The organism is Pseudomonas sp. GW823-FHT02F05, from assembly GCF_058797315.1.
On the sequence record NZ_JBXAJM010000003.1, the window covers coordinates 306,142 to 321,785 of the forward strand.

The following is a 15,644-nucleotide window of genomic DNA, read 5'->3' on the forward strand; positions in this document are numbered from 1 at the left end:
ATGGATACTTTTGGCTATTTGGGCCAGGGTTTCGGCGTTGCGCTGAGCCCCTATAACCTGGTGACCGCGTTGTGCGGCACCCTGATTGGCACCGTGGTCGGCCTGTTGCCGGGCCTGGGCCCGATCAACGGCGTGGCACTGCTGATCCCCATCGCCTTCGCCCTGGGCTTGCCGCCGGAGTCGGCGCTGATCCTGCTGGCAGCCGTGTACCTGGGCTGCGAATACGGTGGCCGCATCAGTTCGATTCTGCTGAACATCCCGGGCGAAGCCTCCACCGTGATGACAACCCTCGACGGCTACCCGATGGCCCGCAAAGGCTTGGCCGGCGTGGCACTGTCGTTGTCGGCCTGGAGTTCGTTCATCGGTGCGTTTATCGCCACCTGCGGCATGGTGCTGTTCGCCCCGCTGCTGGCCAAGTGGGCAATTGCGTTCGGCCCGGCGGAATATTTCGTCCTGATGGTGTTTGCGATTGTCTGCCTGGGCGGCATGGCCGGTGACAAACCGCTGAAGACGTTTGTTGCCGCGCTGATCGGCTTGTTCCTCTCTTGCGTGGGCATCGACGCCAACAGCGGTGTGTACCGCTTTACCGGCGATAATATTCACCTGACCGACGGTATCCAGTTCGTGGTCCTGGTGCTCGGCCTGTTCTCCATCAGCGAGATTCTCCTGCTGCTGGAAAAAACCCACCGTGGCCAGGAAGCAGTGAAAGCCACCGGGCGCATGATGTTCAACGCCAAGGAAGCCTTGTCGGTGCTCACTGTGAATCTTCGTTGCGGCGTGTCGGGCTTTATCATCGGCGTGTTGCCGGGCGCTGGTGCAACCATGGCCTCGGCCGTTGCCTACATGACCGAGAAACGCATCGCAGGCGCCAGCGGCAAATTCGGTCAGGGCGACATGCGCGGCCTAGCCGCCCCTGAAACCGCGATCGGCGCATCGGTCTGCGGCGCCATGGTACCCATGCTGACCCTCGGCGTTCCTGGCTCGGGCACCACGGCGGTGATGATCGGCGCCCTGTCGCTGTACAACATCACCCCCGGCCCACTGCTGTTCCAACAGCAACCGGACATTGTCTGGGGCCTGATCGCGTCGTTGTTCATTGCCAACATCATGCTGGTCGTGCTCAACATCCCGATGATCCGCATCTTCACCCGTATCCTCGCCGTGCCGAACTGGGCGCTGGTGCCGGTGATCGCCATCATTACCGCGATTGGCGTGTACGCCGTGCATGCCACCACCTTCGATCTGTTCCTGATGATCGCCATCGGCATCTTCGGCTACATCCTGCGCAAGCTGGACTTCCCGCTGTCACCGCTGCTGCTGGGCTTTATCCTCGGCGGCCTGATGGAGCAGAACCTGCGCCGTGCGCTGTCGATCTCCAACGGTGCGCTGGAAATCCTGTGGTCGAGCCCGATCACCTTTGGCGTCTGGGTGCTGACCGCAATCATGCTGCTTGTACCGCTGCTGCGTATCTGGCGTAAACGCGTGCAACAGCGTCGTGCCCTGGCCGATGTCTGAGGTCACCTTTAAACATTGGTGGGGAACACCGCTGGTCGGCCTGAGCGGCGGTTACCTGGCCAGCCTGGTCGGCTGGCCTTTGCCGTACATGGTCGGCTCGTTGCTGGCGATCATCCTGGTGCGTTGCCTCACGCCCTGGCAGTTGGCAGAGATTCCCGGCGGGCGCAAATGCGGCCAATGGGTGGTGGGCATCGGCATCGGCCTGCACTTCACCCCGGTGGTGATCGAGCAGGTGATGAGCCACTTCGGCCTGATTTTCTTCGGTGCACTGGTCACCAGCTTGTCGAGCGTGGTGGGCGTGTGGTTGATGCGCCGCAGCGGTGAAGACCGCGCCACGGCGTTTTTCTCCAGCATGCCGGGCGGTTCCGGGGAGATGGTCAACCTCGGCGCCCGCAATGGCGCGGTGCTCAGCCGGGTTGCGGCCGGGCAAAGTCTGCGGGTGCTGGTGGTGGTGCTGTGCGTGCCAGCGATCTTCAAATATTTGCTCGGAGGCGGCGCGCCGCAGTTCCATCCGGCGCCCGTGGACTGGGCGTGGCTGGCCGTGCTGTTTCCGGTGGGTGCGCTGGTTGCCTGGGGCTGGCAACGCTTGCGCCAACCCAACCCTTGGCTGTTCGGGCCATTGCTGGTGAGCGCGATCGCCAGTGTGACCTGGGATTTACACATCGGCCTGCCAGACGGCGGCAGCCAGATCGGCCAATGGTTGATCGGCAGCGGTTTGGGCTGCCACTTCAATCGGCAGTTCTTCCGTCGCGCGCCATCGTTCATGGGCCGCACCTTGATTGGCACGGCATTGACCATGCTGCTGGCGACGTTAGCGGCGGTGGGCTTGAGCGCCCTCACTCACCTCGACCTGCGATCACTGACCCTGGGCATGATGCCAGGCGGTATCGCTGAAATGAGTCTGACAGCTGAAACCCTGCAGCTGTCGGTGCCCTTGGTGACGGCGATGCAGGTGATGCGCTTGTTGTTCGTGCTGTTTTTGGCCGAGCCTTTGTTTCGGCACTGGAACCGTCAGCCAGCCCCCCGCTAAAACCTCCCACATGTTGAATGTGCCAGGCCTCACACCGGTGGCAAACGCCACTCGATGGGGGCCTCGCCATTCTGCTCGAGAAACTTGTTGGCCCGGCTGAAATGCCCGCAGCCCAGAAACCCGCGATACGCCGACAACGGCGACGGATGCACCGAGGTCAGCACCAGATGCTTGGTGGCGTCGATGAGCTTCTGCTTGCTCTGAGCATGGGCGCCCCACAGGAGGAACACCAGGTGAGGCTGATGCTCGCTGACTACCTCGATAATCCGATCGGTGAAGAACTGCCAGCCCTTGCCGGCATGGGCGTTGGCGTTGGCGCGCTCCACGGTCATGGTGGTGTTGAGCATCAGCACGCCCTGGTCGGCCCAGCTTTGCAGGTAGCCGTGGTTGGGGATGTCGATGTTCAGGTCGCGCTTGAGCTCTTTATAGATATTGACCAGCGACGGCGGTGCCGGCACGCCCGGTTGTACCGAGAAGCACAAGCCGTGGGCCTGGCCAGGGCCGTGGTACGGGTCTTGTCCGAGAATCACGACCTTGACCTTGTCCAGCGGCGTTGAGTTGAGCGCGTTGAAAATCAATGGGCCGGGGGGGTAGATCTCTTTGCCAGCGGCATGTTCCTGGCGCAGAAACTCGCGCAATTGCGCCATGTAGGGCTTCTCGAACTCCTCCCGCAGGGCGTGTTTCCAGCTGGGTTCGAGTTTGATACGGTCGCCATCGGTCATAGTTGAATTGTCTTGTAAAAAAGAATGAGGCGAACCCTAGGAAAGCCGACCCCGCTTGTCAATTGATCTGACACAGCACCGGCACTTTCCCACGAAGGGATCATACTCATCCTTCACCTTCTCGATTGAGGCCACGATGAACCTGCATTTCGAAGAACTGACCGGCAGTGGCGGCGCTCGCATCGGTATCGCCAGCCTGGACGCGCCAAAGTCCCTTAACGCCCTCTCCCTGCCGATGATTCTGGCCCTGGATGAGCGCATGGAGGCCTGGGCCAAAGACCCGCAGATCGTCTGCGTGCTGCTGCGCGGCAACGGCCCCAAAGCTTTTTGCGCCGGTGGCGAAGTGCGCAGCCTGGCTCAGGCTTGCCGTGAACAGCCGGGCGAAGTTCCGACCCTGGCCGCGCAGTTTTTTGCCGCCGAATATCGTCTTGACTACCGCCTGCACACCTACCCGAAGCCGTTGATCTGCTGGGGCCACGGTTATGTATTGGGCGGCGGCATGGGCCTGTTGCAAAGCGCCGCCGTGCGTATCGTTACGCCAAGCAGTCGTTTGGCCATGCCCGAAATCAGCATTGGCTTGTACCCGGATGTGGGGGCCAGTTGGTTCTTGTCCCGCTTGCCGGGCAAGCTCGGCCTGTTCCTGGGCCTCACCGGCGCCCATATCAACGGTCGCGACGCGCTGGACTTGGGCCTGGCCGACCGTTTCCTGCGTGATGACCAGCAAGACGATCTGCTCGATGGCCTGCTGCAGCTGAACTGGCAGGAACAGAGCGCGATGCAACTCAACAGCTTGCTCAAGGCCCTGGCGCAGGAGGCAAACAGTGATCAACCCGAAGCGCAATGGCTACCGCGCCGCGCACAGATCGACGAATGGCTTGATGTAGGAGATGTGCGGTGTGCCTGGCGCGCCTTGAGCCTGCTGCGCGACCACAGCGACCCGCTATTGAGCCGGGCCGGCAAAACCCTCAGTGAGGGCTGCCCACTGACGGCGCATCTGGTGTGGGAACAGCTCCAGCGTGCCCGTCACCTCTCATTGGCCCAGGTGTTCGAGATGGAATACACCCTGAGCCTCAACTGCTGCCGTCATCCGGAATTCGCCGAAGGGGTTCGGGCGCGCCTGATCGACAAAGACCAGGCGCCTCGTTGGCACTGGCCGGATATCAACACACTCCCGGAAACGGTGGTGCAGGCGCACTTTGACAAGGCCTGGGAAGGTAGGAATCCTCTGGCGGATTTATCTGACTACTGACAGGTCTGTACGCTTGTCGTTGACCTTGAAAGCGCAATTGTCCGGCTGGCTGTCCTCGCACGTATACACCGGCAACTCGAACGCATCGGGCTGCAGCCTCCAATACAAGGTGCTGGTCAACGACATGTTGATAACCTCATTTCCGCTGCTTGGCCTCAACGCTACAACACCGTTCCAACTGGTGCGGTAGATGCACTTGTCCATGTAGCCGTTTCCTCTCTCCTCGCCGTCGCCCGGCATGAAGATTGCGCCAATGAACCCGTCGACAACACCACGCGACGCTACCTTCGGGCTTTGCCAGCGCAGGCCATTGTCCTGGGCGCGATAATGGCCGTCTGCATACGCGACCTGCGACGGATAAGGACAGCCTTGCTCCGCTCTTGCCGATGCAATGAAGCAGCTCATCAGCAGGAGCACGCAAATCAATTGTTTGAACATAGGGTTTCCATCTGCTCAGTCTCACCACGCAAAAGCACAAGGCTCCTCGTTAGTGAAGTACAGCTAGCGCCTCAAAGATAGCTGTTAAATCTGACAGTACGGACATACGGTACCTATAAAAAACGGCGCATGATGCGCCGCTTGTTTTTCAAGATATTTAACGGTGACCGCCGCGGCCACCTCCGTGGTCGGAACCGCGTCCACGCCCGCCATTGCCCCAGCGGTCGCCCCACCCCTGGTTTGGGTAGGGCCGGTACCCGGCGCGGGGGTAATAGCGCGGGGCCGGTTGGTAGTAGCGCGGCGCCGAATAGTAGCGAGGCTGTGGCGCATAGTAGCGAGGCGCTGGCGCGTAATAGCTGCGCCCAGAAGGGTAATAACGCGGGCCGCCGTAGTAATAGGCTGGCGCCGGCGCGGTGTAGACCTCGGAGCGATAGTAGGTAGCGCCTCCATCGTAATAGGGCACGCAGGCTGAAAGGGTCAGGCCGAGCAAAGCGATGAGCAGCAGTCGTCGATACATGGCGGCCTCCTGGACCGCGGAAGAGCTCCTCCAGCGACGCTGGCGAGCGGCATTCAGCTTTCACTGAATGACGAAACATCTGACATCAAAAACCGAATCTGGTGCGTTCGCGACACAACTGGAAACACCTGTTTCAGACGAAGTGAAAGCCCGCCAAAACGCCATGATGATGGAATGCCGCGCAGCCGCGCTGTATCGTGCAACAACTAACGCGCCCTACCCGATTCCCTTCTGAACCGACCCATGATCACACCGACCCTTTGCCCCGCCTGTGGTGCCCGCAACGACTGCTCCCTGGCCGATCCGCGCACTGCCGATCAAGCCTGCTGGTGCTACGGCGTCATCATCGACCCGGCGGTGCTTGAAGCCCTGCCCGATGAGTTGCGTGATAAAGCCTGCCTGTGCCCACGCTGCGCCCAGGTGGACGAACAGTTGCGTAACCGCAATGCGCGTTGATCGTTTCCTCAGCAACCTGCCACAGTTCAATCGCAAGCAAGTGCGCCTGTTGCTGGTGGAACGCCGGGTGACCGTTGAAGGGGTTGCGGTCAGCGATCCTCACCATGACGTACGTGAATTCAGCCAGGTCTGCGTTGACGGTGAAATCCTGCAAGCGGGCAAGCCGGCGCGCTATTTCATGCTGCACAAACCCCGGGGTTGCGTCAGCGCCACGTCGGACCCGCAACACTCCACGGTCCTTGACCTGCTGGACGAACCGGACAAAGCCGAACTGCATATCGCCGGGCGCCTGGATTTCAACACCACCGGCCTTATCTTGATCACCAACGACGGCCAATGGTCGCGGCGCCTCACGCAACCGCAGACCAAGTTGCCCAAGGTGTACCACGTGCAAACCGAACAGGACATCAACCCGCAGTACGCGGTGACGTTCGCGGCGGGCGTGTATTTCGCTTTCGAAGATCTCACCACCCAACCTGCCGAACTTGAACTGCTGGGCCCCAGGACAGCGCGGTTGAGCATCATCGAAGGCCGATATCACCAGGTCAAACGCATGTTCGGTCATTTTGATAACAAGGTGATCGGCCTGCACCGCGAGCGAATGGGGCCCTTAGTGCTCGATGCGTCGCTTGCGCCGGGTCAGTATCGGCCACTGACTGACGAAGAGATCCTAAAAGTCTGACGACCGTTCAGCCGATGATGGCAAAAAACCAGCCCGTCGCCTTGCGACATGCGTTCCGTACTGCTTGAATCAGGGCTTCAGCCAGATAATGACTGATGAGTCGCCTATAACCTCCAAGAAACACCTTGCCTCGCCCGCGCTTGATCCTGGGCCTTCCCGGCAAACCGCCCGCCATAACAACACCCGCCGGCCAGCCGTCATCGGACCGACATGGGCCCTCATTTTCCAGGCGTATGCCTACCTGTCATAAAGCTCGTGCAGAGTGATCTGCGCGCACTACCCGCTTGCCAGGAGTCTTACGACATGAGGCCAGAAATCGCTGTGCTGGATATACAGGGTCAGTATCGGGTGTACACGGAGTTCTATCGCGCGGACGCGGCGGCAAAGACCATCGTCCTGGTCAACGGCTCAATGGCGACCACAGCGTCCTTCGCTCAAACCGTGAAAAGCCTGTACCCGCAATTCAATGTGGTGTTGTACGACCAGCCCTACGCTGGCCGTTCCAAAATCCATAACCGTCATGAGCAGATGCTTACCAAGGAAGTCGAAGGCCAGATCCTCCTTGAACTGCTCGACCACTTCGCCGCTGAACACGTATTGTCCTTCTCCTGGGGCGGGGCCGCCACGTTGGTTGCCCTCGCACAGCGACCCCGTCGGGTAGAAAAAGCCGTAATCAGCTCATTCTCGCCGGTGATCAATGCGCCCATGCGTGACTACCTCGAACGTGGCGTCGACTACCTGGGCAACCTCGACCGCGACCGCGTCGGCCATCTGGTCAACAGCACCATCGGCAAGCACCTGCCTTCGCTGTTCAAACGCTTCAACTACCGCCATGTCAGCAACCTGGCCGCACACGAATACGGGCAGATGCACTTTCACATCAGCCACGTGCTCAACAGCGACCGGCAGTGCTACCTCAAGGCAGCCAGGCAGATCGATATTCCAGTGTTGTTCTTGAACGGCGAGTGGGACGAATACACCAGTGCAGACGACGCCAAACTGTTTGGCCAGCATGTGGCCAAGAGCAGCTTCAGCACCATTCAGGCAACGGGACACTTCTTGGACATGGAACATAAAGCCGCGTGCCGCGACAGCCGTGAGGCCGTGGTGGGCTTCTTGAAAGGGCAGCGGCCCGCAAGCCCGTTACGGTATAGCCAGGGCCAGGCGCAGCATGCATGGGCGCTTTGAAATCAGGCCTGACACTGTGGCGAGCAAGCTCTGTCGCCACACGCAACTCTCACATTTTTCAAAGAAAAACTTCAAATCCAGCTGAACATCTGGTACAAAGTCAGCCGCTCTGAGCGGGTATAGTTTAGTGGCAAAACGAAAGCTTCCCAAGCTTTAGTTGAGGGTTCGATTCCCTCTACCCGCTCCACTCAGATTTGCACTTGCGTCAGGGGTTTCTGGCGGAGGCTGCACAAAAAACCGGTCCTTGGTGACCGGTTTTTTTATGCCTAAAATTTAGTCTCCAGCACTCATCTGCTGCTCGGCTATCTGTTGAATCGCATCGTTGAATACGTGTTGAATCATCCACAGGAAAAAGCTGCTCGGGGTTTCTGGCATTCGCAGCGCGAAAGGCATTACAGCAGGAGCGATAGGTACGCCTAAACAAAGTCTTACAGGAAGACCGGCAACACCTCACGATAATGTAGGCTCATCGGCCCAGAGCTTGGAAACATGGCAATGCTGGACACCAAAAAAGCCACACCCAAAATCATCCTGTGCCAAGTAGCCGGCTGGGTGTTGGTTTTGCCGCTGCTGGTCTCGTTTGTACGGCTGCCCTTCCCCCTCGGATTATTGCTGGAGTCAGGAGTGATTGCCGCCTCAGCGTATGGCGTGAGGTTTGCCTGGCGTCACGCAACCCCACGCGTGGCTGTGTTCGCTTTGTTTGTCACCCTGCTCAACGTCATTTCTATGGTCATGTTAGGTACAGCGTCAGTACTCAAGGCCCTTTACATTATCGCCTGGCTCTACTGGTCCCCCCATTATTCCAGCTGGGTTTACTGGAATGTCTAGTTGGACAAGAATTTGACCGCAAGAAACGTAGTTCCCAACCCCCTTGGTGGAACTACAGTGGCGTCGTCCCCATCAACGCCCTTCAAGGAAACTGCTCATGGCCTACCAGTACAAGCTCATGCCTTCCCCTGTCGGTGAACTCACCCTGGTGGCGCGGGATGGCAAACTCAACGCCATCCTCTGGGAAGTGGAACGTGCCAATCGTGTGCGCCTGGGTGAATTGATCGAAGCCGACGACAGCCCAGTGCTCTTGGAAACCGAGCGCCAACTGCAGGAATACTTCGCCGGGAAGCGTAACCAGTTTGAACTGGAACTGGACTTCACCGGCACTGACTTCCAGAAGCAAGTCTGGCAAGCACTGCTGACCATTCCCTTCGGCGAAACCCGCAGCTATAGCCAGATCGCACAGCAGATCGGCAACCCCAAAGCCGTGCGCGCCGTCGGCGCCGCGAATGGGCGCAACCCCATTTCAATCATTGCGCCATGTCACCGGGTGATCGGCGCCTCGGGCGGACTGACCGGGTTCGCGGGCGGGTTGGCAGCCAAGCAGTATTTACTCGCACTTGAAGGCACAGGTCAGACGGAACTGGCGTTATAGGGGGCATTGACCCATACCCCGTCTAAAACCCGGCATGAAAACGGCGGTGGGAGTCCCCTCCCACCGCCGTTTTTCAGATCGGGCAGCGGCCTCAACCGTCGCCTTGATGGCCCTTACCGTAGGTCGACGCCAGGGCCCGGGCTTTTTGCAAGCGCTCTTCAAGCTTGGGTAGCGTCTCATCCACCAGTGCCTTTATCTCTGGCACATCCGACGCCGCGCCTTCTTTCTGGAACAGGGCGATGGCGTCTTCGTTTTCCTTGACCTGCTGCGCGGTATAGGCAGCGTCAAACGAATCGCCGTCCTTGAGTTCAGGCATCAGGGTTTCGGCTTTATCAACGATCTTCTCCCGTGGGGCCACTGGCAAATCAAGCTTCTTGGCGATCGCCGCCAAGTGCTGGTTGGCCAGCGTGCGCTCGTTGATGACCTCAATGGTGTAGTCCTTGATTTCCTGGGACGAGGTCTTGGCGTGGGCCATGCGACTGGTTTCGATATCGGCCATACCTTTGGCCGAAGCCTGCTCGATGAATTCTGCAGGCGACTGGGCGAAAGCATTGCTGGCGCCGAGGCCCAGCAGCATCGCGAAACTGGCGGTGCGTAACCGGATAGCCATGCGGCTCATGATGGGTTCCTCCAGGGCAAAAATAGGCGCGGGAGCATACAACCCGCCCTGAATTCGAATTTTCAGGGCGGTAAAGGTTTAGAAAAAACTTACCTGGGCGACGAACGGTCGTCGTCGCATCAGGCCGCTTTGCTGCCGAACAGGCCCGGCAATGCGTGCGCCAAAGCATTGAGGGCGAAGCCGATAAACATCACGCCGCAGAGCTTGGTGATCAGGATTTCATGGCGTTGATACAGCGTGCGCACCCGTTGGGCACCCACCACGCCAATCAGGATCGCGTAGGCCAGCAAGCCACCGATAAAGCTCAACAGAATCAAGGTCGGCAGCATCGACCAAGTCAACAACTCGGCTCGGCTGGAGAGCAACGCGGTGAACGTCGCCACGGCAACCGGGTAGGCCTTGGGGTTGGTCAAGCCAAACAGAATACCGTGCCAGAACGGATGGCGCGCCGCGCCCTGAGGGGCATCGCTATTGCGGCGCTGGGTGCGGATCGCACGCCAGCCGAGCCAGAATAAATACACCCCGCTGAGTACGCCGAGCACATCAAAGGCACTGCTGCCGACTTCTCGCGCACCGACGATGGCAATCAGCGCCGTGCTGCACCACACCACATCGCCGAGCAAATGACCGCACAAGAATCCTGCCCCGGCACGCCGGCCACGGGCCGCACCGATGCCGAATACGGCCAGGACACCGGGGCCAGGGGTAATGCCGTAGATAAAACCCGAAGCCAGCACGGCGAACAGCAAGGATGGGGTCATGGTAGACGCTCCGACAGACGCTTGAGGGTGAACGATTCTGCATGTTTCAGCGCGGTGGGTAAAACTTCATTCCAGCATAGGGCTGGGCGCGACAGGCTTGCAGCCGCGAGGCCAGATCGCCGACATGAACCTCGAGCTTATGGCCGTCGGGATCGAGAAAATAAAACGATGCGCCTTCACTGCGGTTGTCTCGCCACTCCTGTACGCCGGCGGCGCGCAGGCGTTCGACCAAGGCAGTGAAATCAGCAGCATCGACAGTGAACGCATAGTGGGTGTAATCCATCGCCGGAGCAGCCGAGCGCAACGGGTCCAGCGACAGGCACAGCCAAAGCCCAGGCAGTGAGAGGTAGGCACCGTTATCCCAGGTTGCGTCGAGCTGCAGGCGCAGCAGGTCGTGATAGAAACTGACGCTGCGCGGCACATCGGCGACGGCCAGGGTCAGGTGGTTGAAACCGCTGAGCATCTAGGTGTTCTCGCGTTATCGTGGGTCTGCGGACAATACACCCACCACCCTGCCAATCAACCACTGCAAACCCACATCCCCACCCCGCCGCGTATGCCAGGCCAGCTCAAAGGCAAACGACGGAATATGAAACGGCGGTGGCACGGCCAGCAATTGCCGAGCGTCGATATTCATTAAACCACGGGACGAGACCGTCAAAATCAGGTCCGTGCCCTGGATCAACTGCGGCGCCACGCTCCAGTGCGGCAGGCTGATCGCCACGTGGCGGCGTTCACGAATGGCCGTCAGCGCCCGTTCGATTTCTGGCGTGCCGCTGCCGCGCATCTCCAGCAGCACATGGGGGCGTGACAGATATGTTGGCAGGTCCAGCACTCCGTTGGGCGTAAGGCTGGTGGGGTCGACCAGGCAGGTGTAATGCTCTTCGAACAGCGGCGTAGTCCGCAGTTCGGCGGGCATGTCGGGGAATACACCCGCAGCCAGGTCGAGATCGCCATTGAGCACACCCTCAACCATGCCTTCGCGGCTGGCCTGGATGATCTGCAAGTCGATACCGGGCGCTTCGTGGCGTAGGACGCGAACCAGGCCGGGCAGGAGTATCGCCGCGCTGTAGTCCGACATCGCCACGCGAAAGCGGCGCTTGGCCGAGGCGGGATCAAAACGATTCGGCGCCAGTAATGCCTGCACCTGGGCCAGAGCTTCGGTCAATGGCGCCGCCAATTCCAGGGCGCGGGCGGTTGGCACGAGTGTGCCGCCCTGACGCATCAGCAGCGGGTCGCCCAGCATATCGCGCAGCCGTGCCAACGCATGGCTGACCGCCGGCTGGCTCAGGTGCAGGCGCTCGGCGGCGCGGGTGACGTGTTGCTCGCTGAGCAAGGCGTCGAGGATCACCAGCAGGTTAAGGTCGACGCGGCGCAGATCATTCATCAACTGCATGTCCAGCATAAGAATTTGGAATTTAAATTTGCGCGACGAATACCCTAGAGTCCAGCAAAACCTTTGGGAGCGTCGAGATGACTGTGTTGCATTGGGTAGGTTTGTTAGCGCTGGCGGTGTTAGCCGGCGCGGTAGTGCCGTTTCAGAGTGCGATCAACGCCAACCTCGGGCGCGGGCTCGGCCATCCGTTGTGGGCCACCCTGGCGTCGTTACTGGTGAGCATCATCGTGCTGCTGCCGGTGATTGTGGCGATGCGTTTACCCCTGCCGAGCCTGGCCTTTATCAGCAAGGCACCGTTGTGGATGTGGGCCGGTGGTGCCTTTGGCGTGTGTTTTATTTCATTGGCGTTGATGCTGCTGCCCAAGCTCGGCGCATCGGGCTTCATTGCGCTGGCCATGGCCGGGCAGATTCTCGCGTCGTTGCTGCTGGACCATTTCGGCCTGTTCGGCCTGGTGGAACGTCAATTGACAACCTCCCGGGCGTTGGGCGCGTTACTGCTGATCAGCGGCGTTGCGCTGATTCAGCTCAGCGGCGCTCAGCCGCCAGGCGATTGATCTGGGCCTGCTCCACCACGGGCTGCGGCGCGCCTTGGCTGGCCGCCTGCAACATCGCACGGCCGACGGTCTCGGTGCTCACCACCCAATCCGGTTTCAGTCGCCGCACAAACGAAAGCACCGGCCCAAGCACGCTGTAGAAGGATTGGTACAACGGCGTCTTCGAACGCACACCGTGCAACGGCTGGATGATCCCGGGGCGGAACAGATACACCGCCTTGAACGGCAAGCGCAGCAAGGCATTTTCGGTCTTGCCCTTGACCCGCGCCCACATCGACTTGCCGGCTTCGGAACTGTCCGTGCCGGCGCCGGACACATAGATAAAGGTCATCTGCGGATTGAGCCGCGCCAGGGTGCTGGCCGCCACGAGGGTCAGGTCATAGGTGAGGTGGGTATAGCGCGCCTCCTTCATGCCCGCCGACGAAACACCCAGGCAGAAGAAACATGCATCAAAACCCTGCAGCAGGTTTTCCAGGGGGTGGAAATCCAGCATGTCGTTGTGCAATACCTGATGCAGCTTGTCGTGCTCCTGGGTCAAGGGCGTGCGGCCAACGGACACCACTTCCTGCACATCGGCCGCCAGCAGGCACTCGCGCAGCACACCCTGGCCCACCATGCCGGTGGCGCCGAATAACAGAACTCTCATGAAGTGACCTCAGCGGCACGCCGCACGCTTGATGCTTGAATGCATTGAGCGTGTAGCTTACCGCGTGCTGCCAAAGGCTGCCCCTATCAAAAAGCGCTACGAAAGATCTCCTCAATCTGACGCTGGTCCGCCCGCCGTGGGTTGGTCAGCCCGCAGGCATCTTTCAACGCATTGCTGGCCAGCAACGGAATGTCCTGCAACTTAGCGCCAAGCTCACGCAAGCCCGCAGGGATTTCCACGTCCTGGGACAACCGACGAATCGCCGCGATGGCAGCCTGGGCGCCCTCCTCGGCGGTGATGCCCTTGATATCTGCACCAAGGGCCCGGCCCACGTCGCTCAGGCGTTTGGCGCAGACACTGGCATTGAAGCTTTGTACATGGGGCAATAGCACCGCGTTGCACACGCCATGGGGCAGGTCGTACAAGCCGCCCAATTGGTGGGCCATGGCATGCACGAAACCCAGGGATGCATTGTTGAAGGCCATGCCAGCGAGGAATTGCGCGTAGGCCATGTTTTCCCGTGCGGCCTTGTCAGTGCCGTCGCGCACCGCCAGGCGCAGGTTGGCGCTGATCAATTCGATGGCCTTGATCGCGCAGGCGTCGGTGATCGGTGTCGCAGCGGTGGACACGTAGGCTTCGATGGCGTGGGTCAGCGCATCCATGCCCGTGGCGGCGGTGAGGCCCTGGGGCATGCCGACCATCAGGGCCGGGTCGTTGACCGACAGCAACGGCGTGACATTGCGGTCGACGATGGCCATTTTTACGTGGCGGCTTTCGTCGGTGATGATACAAAAACGCGTCATCTCGCTGGCCGTGCCAGCGGTAGTATTGATGGCTACCAGCGGCAGTTGCGGCTTGCTCGATCGGTCCACGCCTTCATAGTCGCCGATACGCCCACCGTTGGTGGCGCACAGGGCAATGCCCTTGGCGCAGTCATGGGGCGAACCGCCGCCCAGGGACACGACGAAATCGCAGGCGCTCTGTTGCAGTAACGCCAGGCCTTTTTCGACGTTTTCCACGCTGGGGTTGGGCTTGGCGCCGTCGTAGATCACTGAGTCGATATCCTGCATCGCCAGCTTCTCGGCGATCATGCCGGCCACACCGGCTTTGGCCAGGCCGACGTCGGTGACGATCAACGCCTTGTCAAAGCCGTAGTTGCGGATGGCGGTCATCGCTTCGTCAAGGCAATCGATACCCATGATGTTGACGGCGGGGATAAAGAACGTGCTGCTCATGATCAATCCTCAAAGGCTTTATGCCGACAGAATCAACCTGTACCGCGTGGCGCATCTTGATCAGGATCAATGCCGGCTCGTGATAAAGTCACCCCCCAGCCGATTTCGAGTAGACCCGCCGCAATGAAGGATTTCCAGGATATTGACGCCCACCTTGAAGACTGGAGTGCCCTGCGCGCTGCCGTCGACTTCAGCGGGATTCTGATCGGCAACGGCGCCAGCCGCACGATCTGGGAAGACTTTGCCTACGACTCGCTGTTCGAAAACGCCCGTACCGTCGAAGAAAAACCCCTGAGCGCCTCCGAACTCAGCGTGTTCGACGCCTTGCAAACCCGCAGTTTCGAGCAAGCCCTGGGCGCCTTGAAAACCACCAGCCGGGTCAACAAGGCCCTGGCGGTCAGCTCGGCGGCGCCGCGTAACCGTTACTACGCGATCAAGGAAGCACTGATCAACACCATCCATGCCGTGCACATTCCCTGGCGCCTGGTGCAACCGTCGACGCTGGCGACGATCAACGAGGAGCTGGCCACCTACGCCACCGTCTTCACCAGTAACTACGATTTGCTCAACTACTGGGCGACCCTGCACGCACCGGGTATTGACGACCTGTTTCGCAGCGCCGACTCAAGCTTCGACCTGCGCAATACGCGCACCGACATCACCCGCATCCTGTACCTGCACGGAGGCCTGCACCTGGTGCGCAACCTCGACGGCACGGCGCGCAAATTGCCGTCCACCGACAGCACCCTGCTCAGCAGTTTTGCCATCAACAACACGATCAAGACCCTCGACGATGTGCCGCTGTTTGTCAGTGAAGGCAAGGTGGAGGAGAAACTCAAAAGTATCCGCAGTTCGGATTATCTGTCGTTCTGTTATGAACAGCTGTTGAGCCATGAAGGCGCGCTGTGCATCTTCGGGCATGACTTGGGGCCGCAGGATAAACACTTGGTGGATGCTATCGGCCAGGCCCGCATCAGCACCCTGGCGATCTCGGTGTCGGGGCGCAGTGATGGGTTTATTCGTCAGCAGAAGCGGCGGTATCTGGAGTTGTTCGAGGGCTCTAATGTGGAACTGAGGTTCTTTACCGCGCGTACGCACCCACTGGGCAATCCGGCATTGTCCGTCCCTGTAGAACGCTGAGCAAAATGTGGGAGCGGGGGGGGGGGGGGGGGGGGGGGGGGGGGGGGAGGGGGGGGGGGGGGGGGGGGGG

General features: G+C 60.2%; 20 protein-coding genes, 1 tRNA gene and 1 pseudogene. 13 read left to right on the top strand and 9 right to left on the bottom strand.

What is annotated here, in order from left to right:
- On the top strand, positions 1-1,515 hold the full coding sequence (locus tag AC1RAC_RS06600; RefSeq protein WP_003189428.1) for a tripartite tricarboxylate transporter permease: 1,515 nt from the start codon (positions 1-3) through the stop codon (positions 1,513-1,515).
- Complete coding sequence (locus AC1RAC_RS06605; protein ID WP_492616445.1) at positions 1,508-2,545, top strand: AbrB family transcriptional regulator; 1,038 nt, start codon at positions 1,508-1,510, stop codon at positions 2,543-2,545. The genes AC1RAC_RS06600 and AC1RAC_RS06605 overlap by 8 nt, the downstream gene beginning before the upstream one ends.
- 29 nt (positions 2,546-2,574) lie before the next feature.
- Here AC1RAC_RS06605 and ung read toward each other — a convergent pair whose 3' ends face one another.
- On the bottom strand, positions 2,575-3,267 hold the full coding sequence (gene ung, locus AC1RAC_RS06610; protein WP_020301023.1) for a uracil-DNA glycosylase: 693 nt from the start codon (positions 3,265-3,267) through the stop codon (positions 2,575-2,577).
- Between the two features lie 136 nt (positions 3,268-3,403).
- Here ung and dspII point away from each other — a divergent pair, with 136 nt between their 5' ends.
- Positions 3,404-4,516, top strand: coding sequence for an enoyl-CoA hydratase/isomerase DspII (gene dspII / locus AC1RAC_RS06615; RefSeq protein WP_054917625.1), 1,113 nt, complete (start codon positions 3,404-3,406; stop codon positions 4,514-4,516).
- On the opposite strand, the gene AC1RAC_RS06620 is transcribed toward dspII, so the two are convergent.
- Complete coding sequence (locus AC1RAC_RS06620) at positions 4,502-4,954, bottom strand: DUF3757 domain-containing protein (RefSeq protein WP_054897618.1); 453 nt, start codon at positions 4,952-4,954, stop codon at positions 4,502-4,504. The two genes, dspII and AC1RAC_RS06620, sit on opposite strands and share 15 nt — an antisense overlap.
- A gap of 157 nt (positions 4,955-5,111) precedes the next feature.
- Entirely contained in the window at positions 5,112-5,471 is a 360-nt protein-coding gene (locus AC1RAC_RS06625) for a hypothetical protein (protein WP_019818497.1), read from the bottom strand.
- Between the two features lie 67 nt (positions 5,472-5,538).
- Between AC1RAC_RS06625 and AC1RAC_RS06630 the strand changes: the two genes are divergently transcribed.
- The 8 genes and pseudogenes from AC1RAC_RS06630 (at position 5,539) to AC1RAC_RS06665 (ending at position 9,223) form a co-directional block, all read left to right on the top strand.
- Complete coding sequence (locus AC1RAC_RS06630) at positions 5,539-5,706, top strand: hypothetical protein (RefSeq protein ID WP_155290838.1); 168 nt, start codon at positions 5,539-5,541, stop codon at positions 5,704-5,706.
- 8 nt (positions 5,707-5,714) lie between these two features.
- Positions 5,715-5,927 (top strand): cysteine-rich CWC family protein, encoded by a 213-nt coding sequence (locus AC1RAC_RS06635; RefSeq protein ID WP_034126556.1) that lies wholly within the window; start codon positions 5,715-5,717, stop codon positions 5,925-5,927.
- Positions 5,917-6,609, top strand: coding sequence for a pseudouridine synthase (locus AC1RAC_RS06640; RefSeq protein WP_054917624.1), 693 nt, complete (start codon positions 5,917-5,919; stop codon positions 6,607-6,609). Before AC1RAC_RS06635 ends, AC1RAC_RS06640 begins: the two co-directional genes overlap by 11 nt.
- A 303-nt stretch (positions 6,610-6,912) precedes the next feature.
- A complete protein-coding gene (locus AC1RAC_RS06645; protein WP_054897622.1) occupies positions 6,913-7,797 on the top strand; it encodes an alpha/beta fold hydrolase in 885 nt (294 codons plus the stop codon).
- Between the two features lie 113 nt (positions 7,798-7,910).
- Positions 7,911-7,984 (top strand) — tRNA-Gly (locus AC1RAC_RS06650).
- A 107-nt stretch (positions 7,985-8,091) separates the two neighbouring features.
- Positions 8,092-8,207 (top strand): annotated as a pseudogene (locus tag AC1RAC_RS06655) (type II toxin-antitoxin system HicB family antitoxin); the annotation flags it as partial.
- Between the two features lie 85 nt (positions 8,208-8,292).
- Positions 8,293-8,625 carry a hypothetical protein gene (locus AC1RAC_RS06660; protein ID WP_054917621.1) on the top strand — a complete coding sequence of 111 codons (333 nt, stop codon included), beginning with the start codon at positions 8,293-8,295 and terminating at the stop codon, positions 8,623-8,625.
- 97 nt (positions 8,626-8,722) lie between these two features.
- Positions 8,723-9,223 carry a methylated-DNA--[protein]-cysteine S-methyltransferase gene (locus AC1RAC_RS06665; RefSeq protein WP_054917615.1) on the top strand — a complete coding sequence of 167 codons (501 nt, stop codon included), beginning with the start codon at positions 8,723-8,725 and terminating at the stop codon, positions 9,221-9,223.
- A gap of 91 nt (positions 9,224-9,314) precedes the next feature.
- On the opposite strand, the gene AC1RAC_RS06670 is transcribed toward AC1RAC_RS06665, so the two are convergent.
- The 4 genes from AC1RAC_RS06670 to AC1RAC_RS06685 all read right to left on the bottom strand — a co-directional run bounded on the left by AC1RAC_RS06670 (position 9,315) and on the right by AC1RAC_RS06685 (position 11,999).
- Entirely contained in the window at positions 9,315-9,842 is a 528-nt protein-coding gene (locus AC1RAC_RS06670; RefSeq protein WP_003189402.1) for a DUF4142 domain-containing protein, read from the bottom strand.
- Positions 9,843-9,961: 119 nt separating this feature from the next.
- Positions 9,962-10,603: a LysE family translocator gene (locus tag AC1RAC_RS06675; RefSeq protein ID WP_034126551.1), complete on the bottom strand. Its 642-nt coding sequence runs from the start codon at positions 10,601-10,603 to the stop codon at positions 9,962-9,964.
- Between the two features lie 46 nt (positions 10,604-10,649).
- Positions 10,650-11,066 carry a fosfomycin resistance glutathione transferase gene (gene fos / locus AC1RAC_RS06680; protein ID WP_054917612.1) on the bottom strand — a complete coding sequence of 139 codons (417 nt, stop codon included), beginning with the start codon at positions 11,064-11,066 and terminating at the stop codon, positions 10,650-10,652.
- 15 nt (positions 11,067-11,081) lie between these two features.
- Positions 11,082-11,999, bottom strand: a complete 918-nt coding sequence (locus AC1RAC_RS06685) for a LysR family transcriptional regulator (protein ID WP_492616446.1) — start codon at positions 11,997-11,999, stop codon at positions 11,082-11,084.
- Positions 12,000-12,076: 77 nt separating this feature from the next.
- Here AC1RAC_RS06685 and AC1RAC_RS06690 point away from each other — a divergent pair, with 77 nt between their 5' ends.
- Complete coding sequence (locus AC1RAC_RS06690; RefSeq protein ID WP_054917607.1) at positions 12,077-12,553, top strand: DMT family transporter; 477 nt, start codon at positions 12,077-12,079, stop codon at positions 12,551-12,553.
- Here AC1RAC_RS06690 and AC1RAC_RS06695 read toward each other — a convergent pair.
- Entirely contained in the window at positions 12,525-13,199 is a 675-nt protein-coding gene (locus AC1RAC_RS06695; RefSeq protein WP_054917606.1) for a Rossmann-fold NAD(P)-binding domain-containing protein, read from the bottom strand. The two genes, AC1RAC_RS06690 and AC1RAC_RS06695, sit on opposite strands and share 29 nt — an antisense overlap.
- A gap of 86 nt (positions 13,200-13,285) precedes the next feature.
- Entirely contained in the window at positions 13,286-14,434 is a 1,149-nt protein-coding gene (yiaY, locus tag AC1RAC_RS06700; RefSeq protein ID WP_054917605.1) for an L-threonine dehydrogenase, read from the bottom strand.
- Positions 14,435-14,557: 123 nt separating this feature from the next.
- On the opposite strand from yiaY, the gene AC1RAC_RS06705 reads away from it, so the two are divergent.
- Complete coding sequence (locus AC1RAC_RS06705; RefSeq protein WP_492616447.1) at positions 14,558-15,574, top strand: DUF4917 family protein; 1,017 nt, start codon at positions 14,558-14,560, stop codon at positions 15,572-15,574.
- The last annotated feature ends 70 nt before the right edge of the window (positions 15,575-15,644 follow it).